Raw genomic sequence first — 23,923 nt, 5'->3', positions numbered from 1 at the left:
GCATCATTTTGCCTATTTGACGTCAACCTTTTGTCCATGGCTGCAGCGCTGCCCTGATGCCGACGCCTTGCGCCTCCTTTCGCCTGAAACGCCCCATGTCCGCCTCGAAAATCGCCCCGTACCATCGCCCCGCCGGCGGTTGGGGAGCGCTCAAGAACGTTGCCATTCAACTCGTCACCCAAGGGATTCCGCTCAAAGGCGCCCGCACACTGCTCAGCGCGAACCAACCGAGCGGCTTCGACTGCCCGGGCTGCGCCTGGCCGGATCGCGACCATGCGTCGACGTTCGAATTCTGCGAAAACGGCGCCAAGGCGGTTGCCGCCGAAGCCACCCGTCGTCGCGTCACACCTGACTTTTTTGCCGCGCACTCGGTGACCGACTTGCTCGCCCTCGACGATTACACGCTCGAAGGCTACGGCCGCCTCACCCATCCCATGCGTTACGACGCCGCCACCGACCGCTATGCGCCGATCGCCTGGGACGACGCCTTCACACTGATCGGCGAGCACTTGCGCGCCCTGCCCGACCCCGATCAGGCGGCCTTCTATACGTCCGGGCGCACAAGCAACGAAGCCGCGTTCCTCTATCAACTCTTCGTTCGCCAGTACGGCACGAACAATTTCCCCGACTGCTCGAACATGTGTCACGAGCCGACGAGCGTTGGCCTGCCGCCCACGGTCGGGATCGGCAAGGGCACCGTCACGCTCGACGACTTCGAACAGGCCGACACGTTGCTGCTGTTCGGCCAGAACCCAGGCACCAATCATCCGCGCATGCTCGGTGAACTTCGCGAGGCGGCCCGCCGCGGCGCAACCATCGTGTCGGTCAATCTGCTGCATGAACGCGGGTTGGAGCGCTTCGCCGACCCGCAGAGTCCGACCGAGATGCTGAGCCTCGGCGGCACCGCGATCAGCAACCACTACGTCACACCGGCGTGCGGTGGCGACTTCGCTTTCGTGAAGGGCGTCATCAAACACGTGCTGGAGCGAGATGCCCTCGCGCGTGCCGACGGCGAGCCTGCGTGGCTCGACGACGCCTTCATCGCGGAACACACGCACGGCTTCGACGATTTCGCCGCCGACGTGCGTCGTGAACGCTGGGAGGATCTGGAGCGCGCGTCAGGCGTGTCACAAGCGCAGATGCAACAGATAGGCGAGGTCTATTTGCGCGGCGAGCGCGTCATTGCGACGTGGGGCATGGGCATCACGCAGCACAGGCACGCCGTGGCGACCATTCAGATGATCGTCAACCTGATGCTCCTGCGCGGCAACATCGGACGCCCGGGCGCCGGTCTGTGCCCCGTGCGGGGTCACAGCAATGTGCAGGGCGACCGCACCGTCGGCATCAATGAAAAGCCGTCGCCCGACTTCCTGGACCGGCTCGGCCAGGTGTTCGCGTTTGCCCCGCCGCGGCGCGACGGGTTGAACGTCGTCGATACGATCTCGGCCATGCGCGACGGCCGCATCAAGGTGTTTGTCTGCATGGGCGGCAACTTCGCGATGGCCACGCCCGACACGCCGCGCACCTGGGAAGGGCTGCGCCAGTGCGACCTGACTGTGCACGTCGCAACCAAGCTCAACCGCAGCCATCTTGTTCATGGGCGCGATGCGCTGATCCTGCCGTGTCTGGGACGCACCGAAATCGATGTCCAGGAAGGTGCAGTGCAAGGCATCACCGTCGAAGATTCGATGAGCATGGTGCACCTGTCATACGGCATCAACGCCCCGGCGTCCGAACATCTGCGCTCGGAACTGGCCATTGTCGCCGGCATCGCGCAGGCCACGATGGGTCATGCACTCGGCGGCGTCGACGATTGGCACTGGTACGTGCAGGACTACGACCGCATTCGCGATGCCATCGCCGCAACCTTCGACGACTTTGCGGATTTCAATCGCCGCGTTCGTCAGCGGGGCGGCTTCCGGCTGCCCGTGCCGCCATCGACCCGCCAGTGGCTCACGGCCAACGCGCGCGCCAACTTCACGACGCACCCGCTGCCACACGAGATGCCGATCGACGTGGCGCGCCGTCAGGCCGGTGAGCGAAGTGCCGAGGTGCTGCAACTCGCCACCATCCGCTCTCACGATCAATACAACACGACGATCTACGGCCTGAACGACCGGTATCGCGGTGTGTTCGGGCAGCGCCGCGTCGTTTTCGCCAACGCGCAGGATCTGGATGCGCGAGGCTTGCGTGCCGGCGAGCGGGTTGATCTTGTGGGCGTCTGGCACGACGGCGTGGCGCGTCGCGCCGATGATTTCCTGCTGGTGGCCTACGACATTCCGCGTGGCTGCATTGCGGCTTACTACCCCGAGACCAACGCCTTGGTGCCGCTCGACGCCATCACGGATGGTGCGGGCACGCCGACTTCCAAGTCGATTCCGGTGGTGCTGGAGCGCCGAGCGGCCTGATGAGGCGAGGCGGCCCGACGCTTGCGACTTGCGACTTGCGACTTGCGACTTGCGACTTGCGACTTGCGACTTGCCGCTTGACGGCTAACGGCCAACGCCTGGCGCTTGCCGCCTGCCGCCTGCCGCCTGCGCGCACGCTGGCCGTGCGGGCAGGTGCCTCACCCCATTTCCGGGTGCGCTATTTCGGGATTCTGGCGAATCATGTTATAAATGCGAATCGTTTTCGTTAGCGTTTGCATCGCCGTTGAAAAATGCGTGGCCGCAGCGTTTGACGCAAACCGTCTTCGGATCGGCCTCGCCAGCCGCGTCGCCTCAGGGCGGTGCCTCCGCTTGCAGGCCACATTTTTCAGTGATTCCCGAGCATGTTGATTGGATTGGCGATTGCCCTGGCATGGCTGGCAGGCGGTGCCTACTATCTCACCTCAGACCACCAGCGTGTGAGCGCACAGCGTTTGGCTGCACAGCCCGCCCGGTCGGTCTCGCTGGTGGCGGCCATTGCCTGCCTCGTTTGCTGGTGGCTGGCGGCAGGCGCCTCGGCCGGCATCGCGGCGGCCTTCATGTCGCTGTGTTTCGGCCTGCTGTTCTGGCCGTATGCCGCGGGCGGCTGGCACTGGCTGCGTGGAGACGCCCATGTGGAGTAGAACCTTCGCGGGCCTCGTGCTCGGCGGCTTTGCCGCGATGGCGCTGTGCGGCGCCATCGCCTTCCTGACACCAGCCGGTTGGCAAACGGCGGTTATACCCGTCATCGCCCTCTTCCCGCTCCTGTGGCTTGGCCTCTGCGCCGTCGCCTACGCTAGCCGCACCGCCAAACACGCGTGGGTTGGACTTGGCGCCACCACCGTCGTCGCCTGGGCCGCGCTGCTGTTAGCGCGCGCCGTCGGGTAAGGATCGTTCAATGCGCGCCCAAACCCTTCGTCAATATCTGAGTGTCCATACGTGGGCCGGCATCGTCGCCGGCTTCGCGCTGTTTGTCGCCATGCTCGGCGGCGCCCTGACCGTCTTCCATCACGAGATCGAACGCTGGGAGCAGCCCGCCACGCGTCATGCGCCGCTCTCGCTCGCGCAAACGGAACAGCTCGCCGACAGGGTCCGTGCGCAATTCCCCGCCGCGCGCGAACAGATGGGCGTGGTGTTGCCCAATCACTCACCGACGCCCTTTGCCTACTGGCAGGAACCGAACGGCGAATGGCAACAGGCACGCTTGCGTCCGAGCGCCGAAGGCGCCGCGCCGTCGCTCGTGATCGGCGATGCGCGCCCCGGCCTGTCGGGCACAATCAATGCGCTGCACTATTCGCTCTCGATCCCGACCTACGGCCTGTACCTGATGGGCGTGGTGTCGCTGTTCTACGGTATGGCATTGATCTCAGGCGTGATCGTGCATCTGCCGCGCATGACACGAGACCTCTTTGCGCTACGCCCGGGACGCAACCTCAAGCGCTTCTGGCAAGACGCGCACAACGCCATCGGCGTGCTGAGTCTGCCGTTTCATATTGTCTTCGCGCTGACGGGGGCGCTGTTGTGCCTCCTCCTGCCGCTGATGATGGCCTTCAACGTCGTGACGTTCGATGACAAGTTGCTTTCGCAGATTCCGCAGATAACCGGCGCAGTGCCGGCAACGATCGCGCCGGTCGACGGCAAGCCGCTCGGCCTGGCCGCCGTGCTCGCCCGCGCGGAGCACGCGGCGCCCGGCATGGAGGCGACTGCCGTGGCGTGGACCCGTTACGGCAAGCCGGACGCGGTGGCCGAGGTTTATGGCGAGGCCAGCGACTCGCTGGGCGTCTTCTCAGCCGTGGCCGTGCGCCTGAACGATGGGGCGATCGTCGGTCAGCACAGTCCCGGCGCACGGGACACCAACCACGCGGTGCTGAGCATGATCTATGGCGCCCACTTCGGCAACTTCGCGGGCGACGCCATGCGTTGGGTGTACTTCGTGCTCGGCCTGATGGGCGCGGTGCTTGTGTACAGTGGCAACCTGCTCTGGCTCGAATCGCGTCGCAAGCGCAACGCAGCGACACAACCCGCCCATCTGCGCGGGATGGCCAAGGCTACCGCCGGGGTGTTTCTCGGCACATGCCTGGGGATTGCCGCGGCTTTCGTCGGGGCGGTCGTGGCACCGGACATGACCGCGCTCTCGATCTTCGTCGCTACGCTCGCCGCCTCGGTGCTTTTCGCCGCGCTCGCAGCGCCAGCGGTAGCGGCCACGGGACTGCTCGCGGCGACGGCGCTCGCCTGCCTCGCCATACCGGCCGCCGACGCCGCGCTCACGCCGGACAATCTCATACGCACGATCGCTGCGCACGATTGGGTGCTGGCCGGCGTTGACCTCATCGCCATCGTCTGCGCGGGCGGCTTTGCGCTGTTCGCGCGCGCGACCTGGAAACGTGCCCGCAGTGGCGATCCGAACAGCGTGTGGGCACGCCCCGTGGCGACGCCCACCGCCTCGACACCCAATACCACCGTCGACCTGAGCGCCAAGCCCTAGCCACGCGTCGTACGCAAGGCCACGCCGACACGCGCTGGACCGGCCGTGCGTCGATCGCTGGGCATTCACCTTCCAAATTCGCCTCCCGACGCGATCAAGCCCCAGCCGGGTCCGTCTGTCGACCTCCGTAGCGCGCGTGATCCCGCATCGGATCGCACCCCCTCATCGCGCCCCCTCATCGCGCGTTCGACACTCGCGTCGTCTCAACACACGCCCGCGACATCCTTCCGCCAGCGCTCGTCGCTCACGCCATCCGCAGCTGTTCCGACTTCAGCAAACGAAAGGGCATTTCATATCATGGAATATCCTTCGGATTTTCGAAGCCTCATATTTTCGTCACTCGAAAACATGTTTCAAATTGCGAAATCTATCGCGCATCCCATTGAAAAATAACAATAAATTAAGTCTTATGTCTTATATAAGACTTGAGCAATTCCCATCAAACAGCGCTACTATTTTGTCATGCAGTTCGCTTCTACAAACGGGGGCGACACGCTGAACCCTTTATTCACACGCGCTTGGCTCTCAGGAGAAGCACATGACTCAGTATCAAGACGACATCAATGCAGTGGCTGGTTTGAAGGAACAACAAGGCAGCGCCTGGAATGCCATCAACCCCGAATATGCCGCTCGCATGCGCGCCCAGAACAAGTTCAAGACGGGCCTCGACATCGCCAAGTACACCGCCAAGATCATGCGTGCCGACATGGCCGCCTATGATGCCGATCCGGCGAAGTACACCCAGTCGCTGGGCTGCTGGCACGGTTTCATCGGCCAGCAAAAGATGATCTCCATCAAGAAGCACTTCAACAGCACCGAGCGCCGCTACCTCTACCTGTCGGGTTGGATGGTCGCCGCGCTGCGCTCCGAGTTCGGTCCGCTGCCGGACCAGTCGATGCACGAAAAGACCTCGGTCACCGCGCTGATCCGCGAGCTGTACACGTTCCTGCGCCAAGCCGACGCCCGTGAACTGGGCGGCCTGTTCCGCCAACTCGACGCCGCCGAAGGCGCTGCCAAGGCCGCCATCCAGGAAAAGATCGACAACCACGTCACGCACGTCGTGCCCATCATCGCCGACATCGACGCGGGGTTCGGCAACGCCGAAGCGACCTACCTGCTGGCCAAGCAGTTCATCGAAGCGGGCGCCTGCTGCATTCAGATCGAGAACCAGGTGTCCGACGAGAAGCAATGCGGCCACCAGGATGGCAAGGTCACCGTGCCGCATGAAGACTTCCTGGCCAAGATCCGCGCCATCCGCTACGCGTTCCTGGAACTGGGCGTGGACGACGGCATCATCGTGTCCCGTACCGACTCGCTGGGCGCCGGCCTGACCAAGCAGATCGCCGTGACCCACACGCCGGGCGACCTGGGCGACCAATACAACTCGTTCCTCGATTGCGACGAGATTGCGGCCGACGCTCTGGGCAACGGTGACGTCGTCATCAAGCGCGACGGCAAGCTGCTGCGTCCGAAGCGCCTGCCCAGCAACCTGTTCCAGTTCCGCGCCGGCACGGGTGAAGCACGCTGCGTTCTGGATTCCATCACCGCACTGCAAAACGGCGCCGACCTGCTGTGGATCGAAACCGAAAAGCCGCATATCGCCCAGATCGCCGGCATGGTCAGCGAGATTCGCAAGGTCATCCCGAACGCCAAGCTGGTGTACAACAACAGCCCGTCGTTCAACTGGACCCTGAACTTCCGTCAGCAGGCGTATGACGCGATGAAGGCGGCCGGCAAGGATGTTTCGGCGTACGAACGCGGCCAACTGATGAGCGAGGAATACGATCACTCGGAACTGGCTACGCTTGCCGACGAAAAAATTCGCACCTTCCAGGCCGATGCCTCGCGCGAAGCGGGTATCTTCCACCACCTGATTACGCTGCCGACGTACCACACCGCGGCCCTGTCGACCGACAATCTGGCCAAGGAATACTTCGGCGACCAGGGCATGCTGGGGTATGTGGCTGGCGTGCAGCGCAAGGAAATTCGTGAAGGCATCGCCTGCGTCAAGCACCAGAACATGTCCGGCTCGGACATCGGTGACGACCACAAGGAGTATTTCAGCGGCGCCGCAGCCCTCAAGGCGGCGGGCAAAGACAACACCATGAACCAGTTCTGATGACGAAAAAAAACCGCTCGATCGAGCGGTTTTTTTTATCCCACGGCAGCAAGCGCTGCCGTGCGGCAACGTGCCGACGGCTTAGCCGACGAACGCACGCTCAACGAGGTAGTGCCCCGGCGCGTGGTTGTGGCCTTCGACGAAGCCACGCTTTTCCAGCAGCTCGCGGGTGTCCTTGAGCATCGCCGGGCTGCCGCACAGCATGATGCGGTCGTTCTCCGGTGAGAATTCCGGCAGGCCGATGTCCGTGAACATCTTGCCCGACTCGACCAGCTCCGTGATACGGCCCTGGTTTTCGAACTCTTCGCGCGTTACCGTCGGATAGTAGATCAGCTTGTCGCGGACGTACTCGCCCAGATACTCGTGCGCAGGCAGGTGCTGCGTGATCAGATCGCGGTACGCGAGTTCGCTGGTGAAGCGGCAGCCGTGCACCAAGATGATGTGCTCGTAGCGGTCGTAGACTTCCGGGTCGCGGATGATGCTCATGAACGGCGCGAGGCCCGTGCCCGTCGAGAGCAGATAAAGGTTCTTGCCAGGCAGCAGGTTGTCGTCGATGAGCGTGCCGGTCGGCTTGCGCCCGACAATGACCTTGTCGCCCGGCTTCAAGTGTTGCAGACGCGAGGTCAGCGGACCGTCCTGCACCTTGATGCTCAGGAACTCCAGCTCTTCCTCGTAATTCGCGCTCGCCATGCTGTAGGCGCGCAGCAGCGGTTTGCCTTCCACTTCCAGCCCGATCATCGTGAACTGGCCATTGACGTAACGGAACGACGCGTCTCGAGTGGTCTTGAAGCTGAACAACGTATCAGTCCAGTGATGGACTTCCAGCACGGTCTGTTGATTCTGAGTACTCATATTGGCTTGACGTATGACGGCGGGCGGCGGCGCAGCACATCGGCGGAGCTGACGCCCGATTCGCCTGACATGCGTGTACACGAGCCGTCCTTGATGGCCCCGATGCCCGGGCCCTGGGCACGCCGGATGGACGCACTTTCGGTTTTGGGCGGGAAAACTCCATTATTTTACCCCAAACAGGAATTGCTTTCATTTGTCCCCATCGCAAGGCAGGGGTTTTGGCGGAATCGCGCGCCGATGCCGTGTCGTCGGGCATGTTGCTGCGCAACGAAGCGACGCGTGTCACGGCAAGCGTTGTCGCCACCCCCATGCGCAGATAGGCATGCGCTGGAAACGCGTCGCGCAGTCCTTGCCGGTCGTCGTGGTTGCCGACGACCAGATAGACGGGCAACCTCAACGCCGCCAGACACGCGTGAAGTACTTCGTATTCCGATGGATATGGCGCGTCAACCAGGTCGCCGGTCGCGATGACGGCGTCGGGCGGCGGCGTCCAGCCATTGATCGTGGCGATCGCGCGGCGCAGGGCGCGCGCGGTATCAACGCGTGCGCACGCAAGCATGCCGGGCCGCGCGATGTGGAGTCCCGGATAAAGCGGAGGTGACGTCAACCAAAAGTCGCGCAGGTACGCAAGCCCCAACCAGCTAGGGAAACCCCCAAAGCCCGCCCAGCAAGGGATTGCGCGATGGCATGACCGGAGATGCCCACAGTTACCGGGTTTTTATCACCAAGAACAAGAAAGTACGCGGCATCGCGCAACAAAATCGCCGCAAACCGTTGTCAGGACTGGCCCACAGCCCGTCGAAGGCTCTATAATGCGCCTGCCCGGCCAGTGCCGAGGCCGTCTCGAAGCGTGACGGAATGGATCTTCAGATTGGTTTCGCGTGACGCATCGCGACGGCGCCATTCTGGCGCTTGCCGCGTGCCTTATGGCGCGGATACAACACCGACACTCGTCAAATGGCGAAAGTGTTAGAGTTGTCGCCGGTATTCACCACCTCTCAAGGGAAACACACATGAACAAACAGGAACTGATCGACGCCGTCGCTGGTGTTACGGGTGCTAGCAAGGCGCAAACTGGCGAAACCCTCGACACTCTGCTCGAGACCATCAAGAAGGCCGTCGCCAAGGGTGACGCGGTCCAGTTGATCGGCTTCGGCTCGTTCGGTTCGGGCAAGCGCGCCGCACGTACCGGCCGCAACCCGAAGACCGGCGAAGCGATCAAGATCCCGGCCGCCAAGACCGTGAAGTTCACGGCTGGCAAGGCGTTCAAGGACGCTGTGAACAAGAAGTAAAACCAGTTGCGCGCAGGCCGGCCTCCGTGCCGGCCTATCTTTTTTGCTCGCATGACCGCCCGGCGGTGCGCGGCAATGGATAGGCGTCACGTCATCCTCTTGCGAGGTCCACGACTGATGTGACGCTGCGCGCCTCGCGGGTGTCCTGTACACCGCAGCTCGGACACCGGGCGCCCGCGACGAGAGGTTCCCCGCCTCTTTTCCCGCCCATGCGCGGCAATGACTCTCCTGTTGTCTTCCCCTGTCTCCAAGCGCACAACCTAGCGCCTGCCGCTCCGATACCCATTGCGGATCGAGCTTCGCCGAATGCCGATCGCCGGCCCTCGCGCGGCCCCTGTGGCGCGCCGTCGCACCGCACTCTGTCTCAGGGTTGGCGCCCGGGCAATTATGCTATGTTGCGTGACATGACATGTGCGACACCAGCGGCCATCGCCGCCTCCCCTGACGAACCGCCCGCTGCCGGCCAGGCCGCCACGCAGGTGAGCGCAGCGTCCAGCGCCAGGCGTATGCGACGCATGTCTGCCGCGGGCCTGCTCGTCAACCTCGCCGCGCTGACCCTGCAGCAATGGCCCTCGCTACCGAATACTGGCGAGAATGCAGGCAGCCCCTCATCCATCGATGCCGAAGCCGTGCATCAGTTGAGAATTGCAGTCCGCCGGCTGCGCGCGTTGATCGATGTGTTTTCGCCTTGGCTCAAGCCGCGCTGGCACCATCGATTGAACGGGGAGCTGCGCTGGCTCGGGCAATCGATGGGGCCGACGCGCGATACGGACGTTCTGGCGACAACGACCTTACCCGCGCTACGCGCCGACTATCCCGACTTCGACTGGCCCGCAGTGGTCACGCATGTGGAACACCTGCGCCGCGATGCCCGCGCCCAAGTGGTCGAGGCGCTGACCGGCGAGCGTCAGCAGGCACTGCATGCGCTGCTGTTGCAGGCGTTTGGCATTCGCCACGACGGCCGAGGCGAAATCCGCTCGGCCAGGGCGTTGCGACGGCCCTCGCGTACGCCTGGCAAGCGACCCCGCGCGTTCGCGAAACACGCGCGTAACATGCTTCGCGCCCAGTACATGGCCCTATTTCCGGATTGCCGTCAGTTGGCAATGCTCGACACCGAGCAGTTGCACGCGTTGCGCATAACCATCAAGAAGGCCCGTTACAGCGCCGAAGTTTTGACGCCATGGCTGCGCAAGTCGGTGCGCTTACCCTACGAGAGCACGCTGCATGCCGCGCAGACGCTGCTCGGCCAACTCAACGACGCGGTCGTTGCGCAGCGCATGTGCGAAGGCATGCCGCTAAGCGACGCGCAGCGCGACACGTTGGTCCGGCGTCTCGATACGATCATCGTCAACACGGCCAGCCGTGCAGCACACGTGCTGGGCCAGTTGCCCGACGCGCATACGCTGGAGCGCGGCATGCACGGCCGCTGAGCGTCGCGCCGCTCACCGCTCTCACGCGACCTTCGTACGAAGCAGGCGCATGCCGTTCGCGATCACCAGCAGACTGGCCCCCACGTCGGCGAACACCGCCATCCACAGCGACGCCAGCCCAGCCACCGCCAGCGCGAAGAAAACCGCCTTGATGGCGAGCGCTACGGCGATGTTCTGCTTGAGGACCGTCGCCGAGCGCTTCGACAGTGCCAGGAACGCCGGCAGCTTGTGCAGGTCGTCGTCCATCAGCGTAACATCGGCCGTTTCCAGAGCGCTGTCGGTGCCACTCACGCCCATCGCGAACCCAACGTCGGCGGCCGCGAGCGCAGGCGCGTCGTTAATGCCATCCCCGACCATGCCCACGTGTCCGTATGTCTCCCGCAGGGCCGATACCGCCTGCCATTTGTCTTCCGGCAGCATTTCGGCACGCACGTCGCTGACGCCCGCCTGCCGGCCGATCACTTCCGCGGTCGCCCGATTGTCGCCGGTCAACATCACCGTGCGAACGCCCATGCCAGCCAGACGTGCGATGGCATCACGGCTTTCCGCGCGCAGCGTGTCGGCCACCGCCAGCACGGCAAGCGCCTGCGTTTCGCTCGCCAGCACGATGGCGGTGCGGGCCTGCGCCTCGAGACGTGCCAGCGTCGCCTCCACGCGGTCATTGCAAACGCCGAGCGATTCGATCAGTCGATGATTGCCCAGGTAGTACAGGGTGTCACCGATACGCCCCTTCACGCCCATGCCGGCGAGTGCCTCAACATCCGAGACCGGTGGCAATGCGCCCAGCCCCGCTCGCGTGTACCCGTCGACCACAGCGCGCGCAATGGGGTGGGTGGTCTGGGCGTCGAGCGCAGCGGCCAGGGTGAGCGCTTGATCGTGTGACGTTTCGCCCAGCGGCACCACGTCGGTCACGCGCGGCTCGCCACGGGTGAGCGTGCCCGTCTTGTCGAGTGCTACCGCCCGAATCAGGCGACCGGTTTCGAGAAACGCACCGCCCTTGATCAGGATCCCGCCACGCGCGGCGGCCGTCAGACCGCTCACGACCGTGACGGGCGTCGAAATCACCAGCGCGCACGGGCACGCAATGACCAGCATCACGAGCGCCTTGTAGATCCAGGGCGACCATGCCAGACCGAACACCAGCGGCGGCACCAGTGCAACAAGCAATGCACAGAGCACGACAACCGGCGTGTAGATGCGCGAGAACTTGTCGACGAAGCGTTGCGTCGGGGAGCGTTGCTGCTGCGCCGTTTCAACGATGCGCACGATGCGCGCAAGCGTCGTATCGCCCGGCGCCACGTTCGTGCGATACACGATAAGTGCGCTTTCGTTGATGCTGCCTGCGTAGACTTCGTCGCCCACCGTCTTGTCGACAGGGACGCTCTCGCCGGTGATCGACGCTTGATTGAGCGCGGAACTGCCCTGCTCGATCACGCCGTCGATGGCGATGCGCTCGCCCGGACGCGCCCGCACGCGCGTGCCTACCGCAAGGGATGCCGAGGACACATCCAACCACGTGCCATCCGGCTGTTCGACCGACGCGTAATCGGGCGCCAGGCGCATCAGCGCCTCCACGGCACGGCGCGCGCGCGTAAGCGACGCGGCTTCGAGCTTTTCCGACAACGCGAACAACACGATCACCATCGCCGCTTCCGGCCACTGACCGATGCTCATCGCGCCAATCACCGCGAGCGACATCAGGAAGTGAATGTTCAGCGTGAAGTGGCGCAGCGCGATCCAGCCCTTCCTGAGCGTCGGCACACCGCATGCGAGGATGGCGGCCACCACCACGGCGCCGACCCAGGGGCTGTGCTCGGGCACACCGGACCAGACCGCAAGCTCGCTTGCCGCGGCCAGCACGCCGCCGGCCACCAGACCGATCACCTCGGCCTTGCGGCTCGCGGGCGGCGGCGCCACATCGGTATCGCCTGCGGCGAGCGGCACTGGCGTCATGCCGAGCTTGCGCAGCGTGTCGGCCGCGGCCTCCCCTTGCCGCGCCACATCGGCCGCCGACGCCTTGTCGTCGAAGACGATGGTCAATTCACGTTTGAGGAGATTGAAGTAGAGCGCGTCGACGCCGGGCCGATGCGCCAGTTGATCGCGAATGAGGCGCTCTTCCGTCGGACAGTCCATCTGATCGATGCGGAAACGGGCCTGCGGTGCATGGGTGTCGGGCATCGGTTCGACGTACGGCAAGCTCGCCGCACCTGCACAGCACGACGATTCGCCGTGCGCATGCACTGCACGCCGAGCGCACGGCGCGGCATGGTCGTGATCGTGGTCTCGGCCGTGGTCTCGGCCGTGGTCGTGGGCGTGGCCGTGGCCGTGGACGTCACCGTGACCGCGTCTGTTGTCATGGTCGCGGTCGGCACCGTACCCGTGTGCGAGACCTTGACCTTCGCCGTGGCGCTGGTCGCAACCGTGCTCGTGCGAGTGACCGGACGATGGCTCGTGATCGTGCGCATGCCCATGATCGTCGCCATGACCGTGGTCATGCATCTTGTGATCTGCCGCCGTCGAGCCGGCGCAACGCGCCGAATCCGAGGGGTTGGACATGGGAACTCCTGATTGACTGATTCGTGTTACTCTCCATTGAAAACCCTGTAGTCACTACGGAGTCAAGCATGAAAATCGGCGAACTGGCCCGTGCGGCGGGCACCGATGTCGAAACGATCCGCTATTACGAGCGGGCCGGCCTGCTCGCGGCCCCGCCACGCACCGACGGCGGCTATCGCGCCTACGGTGACGATCACCTGGAAGCGCTGCGTTTCATCCGCCACTGCCGCTCGCTCGACATGCCCCTCGCCGACGCGAAGCGACTCGGCGAACTCGCGCACGACACAAGGGTGACGTGCGAAGACGCGAACCAGTTGATCGAAGCCCATCTGACTCGCGTGCATGCCCGCATCCACGAATTGCAGGCGCTCGAACAACAGTTGCTGCACCTTCAGGCGCAATGCCAGAGCCGCCACGAAACGAGCGATTGCGGCATCTTGCGCGCCCTCATGCAAGGCGCGCATGGCGAGGCCTGCGCCTGCCATAGCGACGGCGCCCCGATCGAAGTCGCCTGCGATCACGATCACTCGCACGTGTGAACCGCACGGATATCGCTGTGCTGTGGCGCCCCGCCATCGACACGCCGAGGCATCGACAACACGCAACGCCGCCAAAATTGCGCACGCGTCGTAAGTATCGAGTGCACATGCACGCTTCACGCATTTCACAGTTTCACTGTTTCGCTCGCTGATTTCCGCCCGGCTTGCCGTGAACGCGGCAACGATTGTGATGAATCGCGGTGCTTGCCCTGAAAACACGGGCAAACCGACACAATTTCTCTATACAATGTCCCGCACACGACCCTGCCGGCATGACCGCATTCGTGTGAACCGCTCTCTTGCGGCATTCAGGATGCACATCGATATGTCGTCATCCGTTTCAATTTTTGCTCATTTGTCGGAGACCTTATGTCCAGCGATGGATCCGCTACGCCCACCCCCACGACGCAAAGCAGCGCCGACATCGTGATCATGGGCGCTGGCGCGGCGGGCATTTCCGTGGCAGCCAGTCTGCGCCGCCGCCGCCCATCGCTCTCGATCACGATCGTGGATCCCGCCGACACGCATTACTACCAACCGGCGTGGACACTCGTTGGCGCCGGCGAGTTCGATGCGGCACGCACGGCGCGTCCGATGGCGAGCGTCATTCCGCAGGGCGTGACGTGGATTCAAGCGGCGGTGACCGCGTTCGCGCCGGAACATCAGCAGATCCTGCTGTCGGACGGTCGCCGCCTCGGCTATCGCTACCTCATCGTGGCGCCGGGCCTGCAACTGAACTGGGAAGCCATCGACGGCCTGACCGACACGCTCGGGCGCAACGGCGTCACGTCCAACTATCGCTTCGATCTCGCGCCTTACACGTGGTCGCTCGTACGCGACTTCAAGGGCGGCAACGCCCTGTTTACGCAACCGCCGATGCCGATCAAGTGCGCGGGTGCGCCGCAAAAGGCGATGTATCTGTCGGCGCACACGTGGCGTCGGAACGGCTTGCAGGACAAGGCGAAGATCGAATTCCATCTCGTGGCGCCCGCCCTCTTTGGCGTGAAGGATTACATCCCCGCGCTCATGGAATACGTTAAGCGCTACGAAATTTCGCTCAATCACCTCTCGCACCTGCGTGCGGTCGACGGCGAACGGCGCGTGGCTCGTTTCGAGATATTCGACGCCGACGGTCAGTCGCAGTTTGTCGACAAACCCTTCGATTTGCTGCACGTTGTCCCGCCGCAGAGCGCCCCGGATGTGCTGCGCGCAAGCCCGCTGGCAGATGCGGCCGGCTGGTGCGAGGTCGATCCGGCCACGCTGCGCCACGCACGCTTTGCCAATGTTTTCGGCCTCGGCGACGCCATCTCGGCGCCCAACGCCAAGACGGCCGCCGCCGCTCGCAAGCAGGCAGTCGTCGTCGCCGAGAACCTGCTCGCCGCCATGGACGGTCGCCCGCTGCCGCTGCACTACGATGGCTATGGCGCTTGCCCGCTCACGGTAGAGCACGGCAAGATTGTGCTCGCGGAGTTCGGCTATGGCGGCAAGCTCATGCCCACGTTCCCGATCGATGGCACGCAAGCCAACCGTTTCGCCTGGATGCTGAAAAAGTACGTGCTGCCAAAGGTTTATTGGAATGTCATGCTTCGCGGTCGGGAGTGGCTGGCGAAACCCAGCCGCCCAGGCCATAGGTAAAACCCGAACTCAATTTCCAAAGACAGGTGCCGTTAATGGACATAGGACCCGGTTTTGCGACCGGGCACGAGCTTCTTGTCGGGCCACGCCTTGTGCGCGGTCTGCCTGAGCGCGAGGCATGCGGTGCAATGGCCGGTCAGTCGCAACCGCCCCTCGCACGATGGCCGACACATTTACGCGTCTTATGCAGAACATGATTCAAGGGTTTTCTGGCGGCACGACCTGTTCGACGCGTGAGCTTCCTCTGCCGGCTGGCGTTGCACGCGGCAATGACAAACGTTCAACCGTACGGGCGATGTCTGCCTGCCTGCCGAGATGAACGATACCAACGCGCTGCGACGACAAGTCGTCCTCGCCGATCTACTGCTGGATCGCCAGCGACTCCTGCGCGCCCTTAGCCTGGAGTTGCGCACCCCGAGTCCGCCGGGCAGCCACTGTGCGCTGGTCGTGCTTCACGTGGGCCGAGGCCAGCGCATGGCGACCCGTCAACCCGCCGTTTCGGATGCCGATCTGCTCGCCACCGTGGCGTTCCGCATCGGTTCGCGCATTCGTCGACGCGACATCATCGGTCGCGTTTCCGATCAGCAGATCGCCATTTTGTTGCGCGATCTCGGCAGCCGCGATGCGGCGGTACAAATCACGCGCCGCTTCATCCGTGCGGGCGAATCGCCGGTGCCGTGCGGTGACGGCTTGCTCTACCCGATCGTCTCGGCCGGGATCACGCATCTGCCGCAGGTACCGGTATGGCCCGCCACCCTGCTTGAGCACACCTCGGATGTCGCCGATCAGGCGATTCGCGAGAGCGCGTCGCGGTTTCTGGTAACCGAAGCCCCGGCAGCGCCCACCGAAAGCGTCAATCCGCCCGACGAAGCCGGTAACGAGCACCACTGGCGCAACGCCATCGGACGCGCACTGTCCGGGTCGGAGTTCCGGCTGCATTATCAGCCGCAGATCGATATGCGCACGCATCGGCTGACCGGTCTCGAGGCGCTGATCCGCTGGCAGCGTGACGACGAACTGATCATGCCGGGCGAATTCATCCCGGCGGCCGAGCGTTGCGATGTGATCGGCCCGATCGGCGACTGGACCCTGCATGAAGCCTGCCGCCAGCTCGACCAATGGCATACCAACGGTGACGAGTATCCGCGTGTGGCGGTGAATCTTTCCGCACAGCAGATGCGCGTGCATACGCTCGACACGATCCGTTACGCGCTCAAGCACCATCGCGTGCCGCCCGACAAGCTCGAGATCGAGATCACCGAGTCGTCGCTGATCTCCCACCTCGATGAAGCCGCCACGCTGATGAACGAACTCGTGGCGATGGGGGTGCGCCTGTCGCTCGACGATTTCGGCACCGGATATTCGAGCTTTGTGCGCCTGAAGCGATGGCCGTTCGGCACTGTCAAGATCGACTACCAGTTCGTGGCCGGCGTGCTGCTTGGCGGCTACGATACCGAGTTGATCCGCGCCATCATCGCCATTGCCCGCAAGCTTGAAATCGAGACCGTGGCCGAAGGCGTCGAGACCAGCGCCCAGCGCGATGCGCTCGCGTCGCTGGGCTGCCACGCATGGCAGGGGTATCATTGCACGCGTCCCCTGCCGCCCGGACACATCGAGACGTTCATCCGCGACTGGCACGGGCGACTGTAAGCGCGTCGATCAGCGCCCTGTTGTGGGTCGACGCGCGGCACCATTGCCGCAGTCCACCGAAGGCCGCCCCCGGCGACTCCCGGGGCGAGTCGACACGCACGTCGGGCTCACCCGCCCGGCGTCGCCAACTCACACAGGACCGATGCCCAAGACGAATCCCAACGCATTCGCCCCATCGCCGCTGCGCGCCACCTCACTCGTCGCTGCCGCCCTCTGCCTGACTCTGAGCACCGCGGCACGTGCCGACCTCTCGCTCCTGCAACCCCCGCGCGCCCTCTCGGGCGACGCGCCGCTGCAACTCACATTGCTGGCCACGCATGACGGGCCGGGCCACGAGACAATCCCGCTACCGCCAGAGATTGTCGTGCGCATCTCGAACGACGACTTCAAACCCATGCGCCTCGCCCTCAAGCGCGCGGCGCTCGCCCCCGCACATGTGACGCTCGCGAACGGCCAGTTCCGGCGCATCACGTACGCTGCCGAGCTTCCGAAGGCGCTGCGCGGCTCGGTGCGCATCGAGCCGGTCGATTGGGATGCGTCGACCACGACGATCGTGCTCGATCGTGCCGCCCCGGCCGAACCGATGGTCGCCGCCGCCCCGGTCCCATACGGCAGCGGTGCGGTGCCGGGTACCGCCGTCGGCGCGTCCGCGTCCGCCGCAACGGCGGCTGCAGCGTCTGGCGCACTCGCCAGCGCCGCCCCCGATGCGATCGCACCGACAAGCGATGCCGAATTTGCGCGCATCTCGTCGAACGAGCCGATGTACATCGCCTTCGGCAAGAACGGCGACGCCAACGCGCGCTTCCAGCTCAGCTTCAAGTTCCATATTCTCAAGCCGGACAACCCGACATCGAAGGCCTTTCTCGACAATCTGTACTTCGGCTACACCCAGTTGTCGGTCTGGGACCTGGAAGCCGAATCGGCGCCTTTCCGCGACTCGAACTACCGGCCGAGCCTCTTTTACTACGTCCCCGACACCGGCGCGCGCGCGAGTTGGTTCTCATCGCTGGGCTTCGCAGCGGGGTTCGAACACGAGTCCAATGGCAAGGCGGGCACGGATTCGCGCAGCATCAACACGCTCTTCGTCAAACCGATCTTCAAGTTCGGGAATCCAGCCGAGTATCACTGGACAGTCGCGCCAAAGCTCTACGCGTATGTCGAGAAGAAGGACAACCGCGACATCCAGGACTACCGCGGCTATCTGGATCTGCTCGTCCTGTGGGGCAAGCCGAATGGCTGGCAGATCGGCGCAACGCTGCGCAAGGGCATGAAGCGCAACTATGGCAGCGTGGATCTGCAGGTGACGTATCCACTCGGCAAGCTCATTCCGGGCACTGGCGGCTACCTGTGGCTCGGCTACTTCACCGGCTATGGCGAAGACATGCTCGACTACAACCGCCATTCGCCGTCACAAGTGCGAATCGGATATAGCGTGTTCCGTTGGTGACCCAGCCGGAGGGCATTGCCGGCGCAACCTGAAACGCACCGGCATGTCCACCGCCACGACCCGGTCGTAGGGGAATCAACGACGGTCCGCCCATCAATGCGATAATGGCGCCTGATTTCAACGCGCCTGCCGACGCTGGCCGACACGCTCCCCGTTATGTCCGAACTGCACGACCGCCCCGACAGCCCCTGCATTGGCATTTGCTCGACGCTCTTTGACGACGTCTGCAAGGGCTGCGGCCGCACCGCCGAAGAAGTGTCGAACTGGGTGTTCCTCACCGACGCCGAGAAGGCCGCCGTGTGGGCGCGCATCACCGGCGAGGGCAAGGCGATGCGCTTTTGCGAGACCCGGTCTACGACTTCGCAGACCTGAACTGCAGCGACTTGTATTCGAGAAACTCCTCAAAGCCGTATACGCCGTTCTCCCGCCCGTGTCCCGACTGCTTGAAGCCACCGAATGGCGCCTTCACGTTGAACTCCCCGCCGTTGATGTCCACCTGCCCCGTGCGAATCTGACGCGCCACCCGCACCGCACGCGCCTCGTCGCCTGACCACACGCCCCCTCCCAACCCGTAGATCGAGTCGTTGGCGATACGCACCGCATCGGCTTCGTCCTGATACGTGATGATCGAGAGCACCGGACCGAAAATTTCTTCCTGCGCGACCGTTGCGTCCGGCGTCACACGGCCCAGCACTGTCGGCTGGACGAAGAACCCGGCCTCGAACCCCGCCGGCACAGCCTCCCCACCCGCAATCAATTCTGCGCCTTCCGCCAAACCCTTTCGGATATAGGTTCGCACGCGCTCGCGCTGTGCGGCCGATGCCAACGGCCCGAGACGTGTCGTTTCCTCGCGTGGGTCGCCCAGCGTGAAGCGCGCCACCGCATCCTTCGCCAGCGCCTTGACCTCGTCATAGCGCGACGCGGGCACGAGCATGCGCGTGTGTGCCGAGCACGTCTGGCCGGAATTCAGATAGCAGGCATTGAGGGTGCCCTTGACCGCCGCAGCAAGATCCGCATCGTCGAGCACGACCGATGCCGATTTCCCACCCAGCTCCAATGCGACCCGTTTGACGGTCTGCGACGCGACTTCGGACACGCGCCTGCCTGCCCGCGTCGATCCCGTAAAGGACACCATGTCGACGTCCGGATGCCGCACCAGCGCCTCGCCAACCACCGGCCCGAGCCCCGTCACCAGATTGAACACCCCCGGGGGCAGCCCCGCTTCGGCGATCACCTCAGCCAGGATGAAGGCATTGAACGGCGCCACCTCCGACGGTTTGAGCACAACCGTGCAACCCGCCGCCAGGGCAGGCGCCACCTTCAGGGTAATCTGATTCAGCGGGTAATTCCACGGGGTAATGGCGGCCACCACGCCTACCGGTTCGCGCACCACCAGCGAATTGCCTACGCGCGATTCGAAGTCGAACGTCTCGGCGAGCTCGGCGTACTGGTTCCAGTGATAGACCGGTCCGCCCACCTGAATCGCGCGAGCGAGCTTGATCGGCATGCCGGTCTCGCCGGTGATGACCTGCGCGAGCGCTTCGGTGCGCGCCTTCAGCCCCGTGGCGATCTTGCGCAGATAGACAGCACGCTCGGCAGGCGGCGTGGCCGCCCAGCGATCCCGCGCCTTGAGCGCGGCGGCAACTGCCGCCTGCACATCGTCCGTTGCCCCCTCGGGAATGCGCCCCATGAGCTTTCCATCGGCCGAATGGAAGACGTCCAGCGTTGCGCGCCCCACCGGCGTCACCCACTGGCCGTCGATGAAAAATTTGTCGTACGTGATCATGCGATGTCTCCTGCGGGGAGGTTCCCCACGAACGCTCATTGTAGTCCGCTCGCCCTCGCAGCTCGCAGGCTTGCGACAACATCGACCGACGCCTACACGGGGCGTCTGCCATGACCCCCAATAAAAAACCCGCCGAAACAGGCGGGTTCTTTCACTTGCGCAACGAGGGTTGTCCGTCTATCAGACTTCCACGCCCTGGCTCGCCAGGTATTCGTCGTACGTGCCCTGATAGTCGACAAGCGTTCCGTCGCTCTTCACTTCGATGACGCGCGTGGCCAGGCCCGACACGAATTCCCGGTCATGCGAGACGAAGACCAGCGTGCCAGGGTACTTGTCGAGCGCGATCTGCAGCGACTCGATCGACTCCATGTCCATGTGGTTGGTCGGTTCGTCCATCATCATCACGTTGTGACGGCCCAGCATCAGCTTGCCCCAGATCATGCGGCCCTTTTCACCACCGGAGAGCACTCGTACCGACTTGCGCACATCGTCGCCGCCGAACAGCAGACGGCCCAGCGAGCCACGGATCACCTGATCGTCGTCACCTTCCTGGCCCCATTGCGTCATCCAGTCGGTGAGCGACATGTCTTCCGGGAAGGCTTCCGACGTATCTTGCGGCATATAGCCGATATTGGCGTTCTCGGCCCACTTCACGTTGCCCGCGTCGACCGGCAACTCGGCCATCAGGCTGCGCAGCAGTGTCGTCTTGCCCGCGCCGTTCTCGCCGATGATCGCGACCCGTTCGCCCGCACGCACCGCGCCCGAGACATTCCTGAAGATCTGACGATCGTACGACTTGGCAATGCCTTCGAATTCGAAGGCCAGGTTGTGCAGCTTCTTCTCGAATTCGAAACGAATGAACGGGTTCTGACGCGATGAAGGCTTGATGTCTTCGACCTTGATCTTGTCGATCTGCTTGAGACGGCTCGTCGCCTGACGTGCCTTCGACTTGTTCGCCGAAAAGCGGCGCACGAAGTCCTGCAGATCGGTGATGCGTTCCTTCGCCTTGGTGTTCGCCGCCATCTGACGCTCACGAGCCTGTGCCGACGCCAGCATGTAGTCGTCGTAGTTGCCCGGATAGATCTTCAGCGTGCCGTAATCCATGTCGGCCATGTGCGTGCACACGGCGTTCAGGAAGTGGCGATCGTGGGAAATGATGATCATGGTGGAGTTGCGCTCGTTGAGCACGTCTTCCAGCCAGCGGATCGTGTTGATGTCCAGGTTGTTGGTCGGTTCGTCGAGCAGCAGCACGTCCGGGTTCGAGAACAGCGCCTGGGCGAGCAGCACACGCAGTTTCCAGCCCGGTGCAACATTGCTCATCGGGCCCTGATGCTGATCGATGGGAATCCCCACGCCCAGCAACAGCTCGCCCGCACGCGCTTCGGCCGTGTACCCATCGTACTCGGCAAACTTCGCCTCGAGTTCGGCGGCGTGCATATAGTCGTCGTCCGTCGCCTCCGGATTGGCGTAGATGGCATCGCGCTCGCTCATCGCCGCCCACATCTCGGTGTGGCCCATCATCACCACGTCGAGCACACGCATGTCTTCATACGCGAACTGGTCCTGCTTGAGCTTGCCCAGGCGAACGTTCGGCTCCAGCATAACGTTGCCGGCGCTCGGCTCCAGATCGCCGCCCAGGATCTTCATGAACGTCGACTTGCCACAGCCGTTGGCGCCGATCAGGCCATAACGGTTGCCCCCGCCAAACTTGACGGAGATGTTCTCGAAGAGCGGCTTCGCGCCGAATTGCATCGTGATATTGGCAGTAGACAGCACAGGTGGTATCCGGGAGATGAAGTGCGGCAGCGAGAAATTGCGCCACGAAACCTGACATTTTAACACCGATGCATGACGCGCGCCCTCGGCCGACCCGAGCGCTTGTGAAGCATCCGAAATATGGCGTACGCACGGGCGGATGAGGTGTCGCCGGCCTTACGCTGCCGGGAGTCTCGTGAATCGGCGCGCATGCCCGTACCTATGCCCGTGCGCAATTCCCCGCGGGGTTGGTATCCCGCGCAAGCCTGTCACGCCCACGCGCCGATCAACGGGGCCAAGAACGTCGGAGCGACCGTCATTTTCACTTTTCGATTTCCCGTATCCCTGTCGACTCGCCCCGGCGATTCCGCTGCCCTCACCGACACCTGCATCCCAGCCATGACCTCAATCTGCTTGCCGATGACCACCGCACGTGCCCAGCGTATGCGCCTTCGCCCGTTCCGTACGTTCCGTAAGTTCCTTACGCTCCTGAGTGCCACGCCGCTGCTGGCCACCGCGCCGCTGTCCGCCGCCGAGGCCAGCCTGTCGGGCGTGAGCGCCGAAACCCTCGTCAAATCCACCGCTGCATGGGATCAGACCGGCTACACGGCGTACCCGAGCGGCGTTCCGGCCCCCACGCTCGTGCGCCTCTCCATTGCCCCGAACACGCAACTGGACTGGCACGTCCACCCGATGCCGGCCATTGGCTACGTGCGCTCCGGTCAGTTGACGGTCGAGCGCGCCGATAACGGCACGCAACGCACCTTTACTGCCGGGCAGACGATCATGGAGCTGGTCGATGTGCCGCACCGGGGCCGCACGGGCGACGCTGGCGTCGAACTGCTGGTCTTCTATGCGGGTACCGCGCAGCAGCCGCTGTCGGTACCGGCACCCGACGCGGACAGCATCGCGTTGGACGTCCCCGGGTGATAGGGACTTTCCGCTATAGAGCGGTACGCGTGTTCTGCTTCATAATGAATCACTTATGCATTCCACGGTCCGACATATTCGGATTGTTATATTCCTCATGAGCCAGAACCGCGAACCGATTGACACTTATTTGCTGCGCGTCCTTCACACCTTGTTGATCGAGCGCAGTGTGACGCGCGCGGCCGTCAAGCTGAACCAGTCGCAGCCGGCGATCAGCGCGGCCCTGCGGCGCTTGCGCGACATCACCGGCGATCCGTTGCTGGTGCGCGGCAAATCGGGCATGGTGCCCACGGAGTACGGTCAGTCGTTGCTGGAGCCGACACAGAACGCGCTGCGCGAAATCGAGCGCATCACGGTGCAGCAATCGAATTTCGATCCAGCGACGACGGTACGCACGTTCCGCATCGGCTCGCCCGACTATCTGAACACGCTGTTCGTTCCGACGGTCGTCGAGCGATTTCGCCAACAGGCGCCCAACGCACAGCTCGAACTGCATTCGCTGGGCCCCGCCTTCGACTATGAGCACGCCCTAGAAGACGGCAAGGTCGACATCGTGATCGGCAATTGGCCCGAGCCGCCCGAACAGCTTCACCTCTCGAACCTTTTCGTCGACCAGATCGTTTGCCTGGTGCGCAATACGCATCCCTACGCCAAACGCGGCCTCACGCTCGACCAGTATCTCGCCAGCCCGCATCTCGCCCCGACGCCCTATTCCGTCGCCCAGCGCGGTGCCATCGATATGCACCTCGCGCGCGAGCGCCTGAAGCGCAATGTCGTCGTGACGATTCCGTATTTCAATCTGGCGCCTTACGTCCTGCTGAAATCGGATCTGATCTTCACCACGACGCGCCTGTTTGCCGACTATTACGCCGAGTTTCTGCCGCTCACCGTGCTCGAGGCGCCCATCGACTTCCCGCCGATGCAGTACTACCAGTTGTGGCACGAGCGCACACACTATTCGGATGAAGTGCGCTGGTTGCGCAGCGTCATATCCGACGCCACTCGGACCTTGCTCGAGATGCGCCCGCAGGCCTGAGCAGTC

Annotated in this window: 20 protein-coding genes; 15 read left to right on the top strand and 5 right to left on the bottom strand. The window is 63.8% G+C overall.

The genetic code is table 11. From position 1 onward, the window contains the following. Positions 1-83: 83 nt before the first annotated feature. The 5 genes from PEP31012_RS22810 (at position 84) to PEP31012_RS22790 (ending at position 7,009) form a co-directional block, all read left to right on the top strand. Entirely contained in the window at positions 84-2,408 is a 2,325-nt protein-coding gene (locus PEP31012_RS22810; protein ID WP_150591502.1) for an FdhF/YdeP family oxidoreductase, read from the top strand. Between the two features lie 362 nt (positions 2,409-2,770). Next, positions 2,771-3,049 carry a hypothetical protein gene (locus tag PEP31012_RS22805; RefSeq protein ID WP_150591488.1) on the top strand — a complete coding sequence of 93 codons (279 nt, stop codon included), beginning with the start codon at positions 2,771-2,773 and terminating at the stop codon, positions 3,047-3,049. Next, entirely contained in the window at positions 3,039-3,293 is a 255-nt protein-coding gene (locus PEP31012_RS22800; RefSeq protein WP_150591487.1) for a hypothetical protein, read from the top strand. The genes PEP31012_RS22805 and PEP31012_RS22800 overlap by 11 nt, the downstream gene beginning before the upstream one ends. Positions 3,294-3,303: 10 nt before the next feature. Then, the gene (locus PEP31012_RS22795) at positions 3,304-4,890 is read left to right on the top strand and encodes a PepSY-associated TM helix domain-containing protein (protein WP_150591486.1); all 1,587 of its coding nucleotides are present in this window, start codon (positions 3,304-3,306) and stop codon (positions 4,888-4,890) included. A 538-nt stretch (positions 4,891-5,428) separates the two neighbouring features. Further along, on the top strand, positions 5,429-7,009 hold the full coding sequence (locus tag PEP31012_RS22790) for an isocitrate lyase (RefSeq protein WP_150591485.1): 1,581 nt from the start codon (positions 5,429-5,431) through the stop codon (positions 7,007-7,009). Positions 7,010-7,090: 81 nt separating this feature from the next. On the opposite strand, the gene PEP31012_RS22785 is transcribed toward PEP31012_RS22790, so the two are convergent. Together PEP31012_RS22785 and PEP31012_RS24300 are read right to left on the bottom strand one after the other, a co-directional pair. Then, entirely contained in the window at positions 7,091-7,861 is a 771-nt protein-coding gene (locus PEP31012_RS22785; protein WP_150591484.1) for a ferredoxin--NADP reductase, read from the bottom strand. Continuing rightward, positions 7,812-8,420, bottom strand: a complete 609-nt coding sequence (locus tag PEP31012_RS24300; protein WP_425494986.1) for a metallophosphoesterase — start codon at positions 8,418-8,420, stop codon at positions 7,812-7,814. Before PEP31012_RS24300 ends, PEP31012_RS22785 begins: the two co-directional genes overlap by 50 nt. Before the next feature lie 454 nt (positions 8,421-8,874). Between PEP31012_RS24300 and PEP31012_RS22775 the strand changes: the two genes are divergently transcribed. Together PEP31012_RS22775 and PEP31012_RS22770 are read left to right on the top strand one after the other, a co-directional pair. Further along, the gene (locus PEP31012_RS22775; RefSeq protein ID WP_017234305.1) at positions 8,875-9,153 is read left to right on the top strand and encodes an HU family DNA-binding protein; all 279 of its coding nucleotides are present in this window, start codon (positions 8,875-8,877) and stop codon (positions 9,151-9,153) included. Between the two features lie 515 nt (positions 9,154-9,668). Then, the gene (locus PEP31012_RS22770; RefSeq protein ID WP_174978364.1) at positions 9,669-10,583 is read left to right on the top strand and encodes a CHAD domain-containing protein; all 915 of its coding nucleotides are present in this window, start codon (positions 9,669-9,671) and stop codon (positions 10,581-10,583) included. Positions 10,584-10,604: 21 nt separating this feature from the next. Here the strand turns inward: PEP31012_RS22770 and PEP31012_RS22765 are convergent, their stop codons facing one another. Next, positions 10,605-12,779, bottom strand: coding sequence for a heavy metal translocating P-type ATPase (locus PEP31012_RS22765; protein ID WP_246171434.1), 2,175 nt, complete (start codon positions 12,777-12,779; stop codon positions 10,605-10,607). Positions 12,780-12,818: 39 nt separating this feature from the next. On the opposite strand from PEP31012_RS22765, the gene PEP31012_RS24095 reads away from it, so the two are divergent. From PEP31012_RS24095 to PEP31012_RS22740, 6 genes are all read left to right on the top strand, one after another. Beyond that, complete coding sequence (locus tag PEP31012_RS24095) at positions 12,819-13,151, top strand: hypothetical protein (RefSeq protein WP_246171433.1); 333 nt, start codon at positions 12,819-12,821, stop codon at positions 13,149-13,151. Between the two features lie 56 nt (positions 13,152-13,207). Then, positions 13,208-13,678, top strand: a complete 471-nt coding sequence (locus tag PEP31012_RS22760) for a Cd(II)/Pb(II)-responsive transcriptional regulator (RefSeq protein WP_150591481.1) — start codon at positions 13,208-13,210, stop codon at positions 13,676-13,678. Between the two features lie 369 nt (positions 13,679-14,047). Continuing rightward, complete coding sequence (locus PEP31012_RS22755) at positions 14,048-15,313, top strand: NAD(P)/FAD-dependent oxidoreductase (RefSeq protein WP_150591480.1); 1,266 nt, start codon at positions 14,048-14,050, stop codon at positions 15,311-15,313. Positions 15,314-15,628: 315 nt separating this feature from the next. Continuing rightward, positions 15,629-16,963 carry a putative bifunctional diguanylate cyclase/phosphodiesterase gene (locus PEP31012_RS22750; protein WP_150591479.1) on the top strand — a complete coding sequence of 445 codons (1,335 nt, stop codon included), beginning with the start codon at positions 15,629-15,631 and terminating at the stop codon, positions 16,961-16,963. 142 nt (positions 16,964-17,105) lie between these two features. Next, positions 17,106-18,410, top strand: a complete 1,305-nt coding sequence (locus PEP31012_RS22745; protein WP_150591478.1) for a phospholipase A — start codon at positions 17,106-17,108, stop codon at positions 18,408-18,410. A 156-nt stretch (positions 18,411-18,566) separates the two neighbouring features. Further along, a complete protein-coding gene (locus tag PEP31012_RS22740; RefSeq protein ID WP_150591477.1) occupies positions 18,567-18,782 on the top strand; it encodes a DUF1289 domain-containing protein in 216 nt (71 codons plus the stop codon). Here the strand turns inward: PEP31012_RS22740 and PEP31012_RS22735 are convergent. Then, positions 18,763-20,196, bottom strand: a complete 1,434-nt coding sequence (locus tag PEP31012_RS22735) for an aldehyde dehydrogenase family protein (protein ID WP_150591476.1) — start codon at positions 20,194-20,196, stop codon at positions 18,763-18,765. The two genes, PEP31012_RS22740 and PEP31012_RS22735, sit on opposite strands and share 20 nt — an antisense overlap. 180 nt (positions 20,197-20,376) lie before the next feature. Next, a complete protein-coding gene (locus tag PEP31012_RS22730; protein ID WP_150591475.1) occupies positions 20,377-21,972 on the bottom strand; it encodes an ABC-F family ATPase in 1,596 nt (531 codons plus the stop codon). Positions 21,973-22,350: 378 nt separating this feature from the next. On the opposite strand from PEP31012_RS22730, the gene PEP31012_RS22725 reads away from it, so the two are divergent. Together PEP31012_RS22725 and PEP31012_RS22720 are read left to right on the top strand one after the other, a co-directional pair. Then, positions 22,351-22,881, top strand: a complete 531-nt coding sequence (locus PEP31012_RS22725; RefSeq protein WP_217427160.1) for a cupin domain-containing protein — start codon at positions 22,351-22,353, stop codon at positions 22,879-22,881. 97 nt (positions 22,882-22,978) lie between these two features. Then, entirely contained in the window at positions 22,979-23,917 is a 939-nt protein-coding gene (locus PEP31012_RS22720; protein WP_150591474.1) for a LysR substrate-binding domain-containing protein, read from the top strand. Positions 23,918-23,923: the final 6 nt, after the last annotated feature.

This window comes from Pandoraea eparura, assembly GCF_902459725.1.
GTDB classification, from domain to species: Bacteria; Pseudomonadota; Gammaproteobacteria; order Burkholderiales; family Burkholderiaceae; genus Pandoraea; species Pandoraea eparura.
This window is presented reverse-complemented; position numbering and strand designations above follow the sequence as displayed.

Coding starts and splice junctions, on each gene's coding strand:
- PEP31012_RS22805 (WP_150591488.1), top strand. CDS start 2,771: ATGTTGATTGGATTGGCGATTGCCCTGGCATGGCTGGCAGGCGGTGCC.
- PEP31012_RS22800 (WP_150591487.1), top strand. CDS start 3,039: ATGTGGAGTAGAACCTTCGCGGGCCTCGTGCTCGGCGGCTTTGCCGCG.
- PEP31012_RS22795 (WP_150591486.1), top strand. CDS start 3,304: ATGCGCGCCCAAACCCTTCGTCAATATCTGAGTGTCCATACGTGGGCC.
- PEP31012_RS22790 (WP_150591485.1), top strand. CDS start 5,429: ATGACTCAGTATCAAGACGACATCAATGCAGTGGCTGGTTTGAAGGAA.
- PEP31012_RS22785 (WP_150591484.1), bottom strand. CDS start 7,861: ATGAGTACTCAGAATCAACAGACCGTGCTGGAAGTCCATCACTGGACT.
- PEP31012_RS24300 (WP_425494986.1), bottom strand. CDS start 8,420: ATGCTTGCGTGCGCACGCGTTGATACCGCGCGCGCCCTGCGCCGCGCG.
- PEP31012_RS22775 (WP_017234305.1), top strand. CDS start 8,875: ATGAACAAACAGGAACTGATCGACGCCGTCGCTGGTGTTACGGGTGCT.
- PEP31012_RS22770 (WP_174978364.1), top strand. CDS start 9,669: ATGTCTGCCGCGGGCCTGCTCGTCAACCTCGCCGCGCTGACCCTGCAG.
- PEP31012_RS24095 (WP_246171433.1), top strand. CDS start 12,819: ATGCACTGCACGCCGAGCGCACGGCGCGGCATGGTCGTGATCGTGGTC.
- PEP31012_RS22760 (WP_150591481.1), top strand. CDS start 13,208: ATGAAAATCGGCGAACTGGCCCGTGCGGCGGGCACCGATGTCGAAACG.
- PEP31012_RS22755 (WP_150591480.1), top strand. CDS start 14,048: ATGTCCAGCGATGGATCCGCTACGCCCACCCCCACGACGCAAAGCAGC.
- PEP31012_RS22750 (WP_150591479.1), top strand. CDS start 15,629: ATGAACGATACCAACGCGCTGCGACGACAAGTCGTCCTCGCCGATCTA.
- PEP31012_RS22745 (WP_150591478.1), top strand. CDS start 17,106: ATGCCCAAGACGAATCCCAACGCATTCGCCCCATCGCCGCTGCGCGCC.
- PEP31012_RS22740 (WP_150591477.1), top strand. CDS start 18,567: ATGTCCGAACTGCACGACCGCCCCGACAGCCCCTGCATTGGCATTTGC.
- PEP31012_RS22735 (WP_150591476.1), bottom strand. CDS start 20,196: ATGATCACGTACGACAAATTTTTCATCGACGGCCAGTGGGTGACGCCG.
- PEP31012_RS22725 (WP_217427160.1), top strand. CDS start 22,351: ATGACCTCAATCTGCTTGCCGATGACCACCGCACGTGCCCAGCGTATG.
- PEP31012_RS22720 (WP_150591474.1), top strand. CDS start 22,979: ATGAGCCAGAACCGCGAACCGATTGACACTTATTTGCTGCGCGTCCTT.